Source organism: Arthrobacter sp. B2a2-09, assembly GCF_027587375.1.
GTDB lineage: Bacteria > Actinomycetota > Actinomycetes > Actinomycetales > Micrococcaceae > Arthrobacter.
This window is the reverse complement of record NZ_JAMXIC010000064.1, coordinates 1-1,744: the sequence shown is the minus strand read 5'-3', so window position 1 is coordinate 1,744 and position 1,744 is coordinate 1. Positions and strand designations below refer to the sequence as shown.

Sequence of the window (1,744 nt, the reverse complement as noted above, 5' to 3'; positions counted from 1 at the left end):
GCCTGGCGCTGCAGACCCGCGAGCAGCACATCCGCCGCGAGAAGGCCACGTCCAACATCTGCACCGCGCAGGCACTGCTGGCCATCGTCTCCTCGATGTACGCGGTCTACCACGGCCCCGAGGGCCTGAAGGCGATTGCCGAGACCGCCCACAACCACGCCCGGACCCTGGCTTTCTCACTCAAAGCAGCGGGATTGGCTGTTCAACACGAGAGCTTTTTTGACACGATAAGTGTGTCCGTCCCTGGCAAGGCAAAGCAGGTCGTCGCGGCTGCGGCAGCCAAGGGAATTAATCTCCGATTGGTCAATGCAGACATAGTTGGCGTGTCGGTGGATGAGACAACAACAGGGCAAATTGTCGAAGACGTGATGTACTCCTTTTCTATCGTCGCTGCCTATGGCGCGCCCCTTATTGAGGTGGTCAACGCCGACCGTACCTTCACCTTGAATCCGGCCATGGTCCGTACCTCTGACTTCTTGCAGCACCCGGTGTTCAACACGCACCGGTCCGAAACCCAGTTGCTGCGTTACATCCGCAGGCTTTCGGACCGGGACCTGGCGCTGGACCGGACCATGATCCCGCTGGGTTCGTGCACGATGAAGCTGAACGCGACCGCCGAGATGGAAGCGATCTCCTGGCCGGAATTCGCCTCGATCCACCCGTTTGCCCCGGATTCCCAGACGGCGGGTTGGCGTGAACTGATCACGGACCTGGAATCCCAGCTGACTGAGATCACCGGTTACGATCAGGTCTCCATCCAGCCCAACGCCGGTTCCCAGGGCGAGCTCGCGGGCCTGCTGGCCATCCGTGGCTACCACCACTCCCGCGGCGAGGCCCAGCGCAACGTCTGCCTCATTCCGGCTTCGGCCCACGGCACCAACGCTGCCTCGGCGGTGCTGGCCGGCATGAAGGTGGTTGTGGTGGCCACCGCCGGCGATGGCACGATCGATCACGCGGACCTGCAGGCCAAGATCGACGCGAACAAGGACGTCCTCTCGGCCATCATGATCACTTACCCGTCCACGCACGGTGTGTACGACGCCGACGTGCGCGAGGTCTGCGATTCAGTGCACGCAGCCGGCGGCCAGGTGTACATCGACGGCGCCAACCTGAACGCCCTGGTGGGACTGGCCCAGCCGGGCAAGTTCGGCGGGGACGTGTCCCACCTGAACCTGCACAAGACCTTCTGCATCCCGCACGGCGGCGGCGGACCGGGCGTTGGCCCGGTCGCGGCCAAGGCGCACCTGGCTCCGTTCATGCCCGGCAATGCCGCGGCCTGGGCCGAAGGCAACGACGTGCCCATCTCGGCTTCCCGCTTCGGTTCGGCCGGTGTCCTGCCGATTTCCTGGGCGTACGTGAAGCTCATGGGCGGGCAGGGCCTGACCGAGGCCACGAAGTCCGCGCTGCTTGCCGCGAACTACATCGCCTCCCGCCTCAACGAGTACTTCCCGGTCCTGTACACGGGCGAGGGCGGACTCGTGGCCCACGAATGCATCCTGGACCTGCGCGAACTGACGGCCAAGACCGGAGTCACCGCCGAGGACGTGGCCAAGCGCCTCATCGACTACGGTTTCCACGCCCCCACCCTGGCGTTCCCGGTCGCGGGCACCCTGATGGTGGAGCCCACCGAGTCCGAGGACCTCGGGGAGATCGACCGCTTCATCGACGCGATGATCACCATCCGCAAGGAAATCGAGCAGGTTGCCCACGGCGACTTCACGGTGGAGAACAGCCCGCTGCGCCA

At 64.7% G+C, this 1,744-nt stretch carries 1 pseudogene; it reads left to right on the top strand.

Features of this window, described 5'->3' with window-relative positions:
• Window positions 1-1,744 (top strand): annotated as a pseudogene (locus NFJ07_RS25495) (beta-eliminating lyase-related protein); the annotation flags it as partial.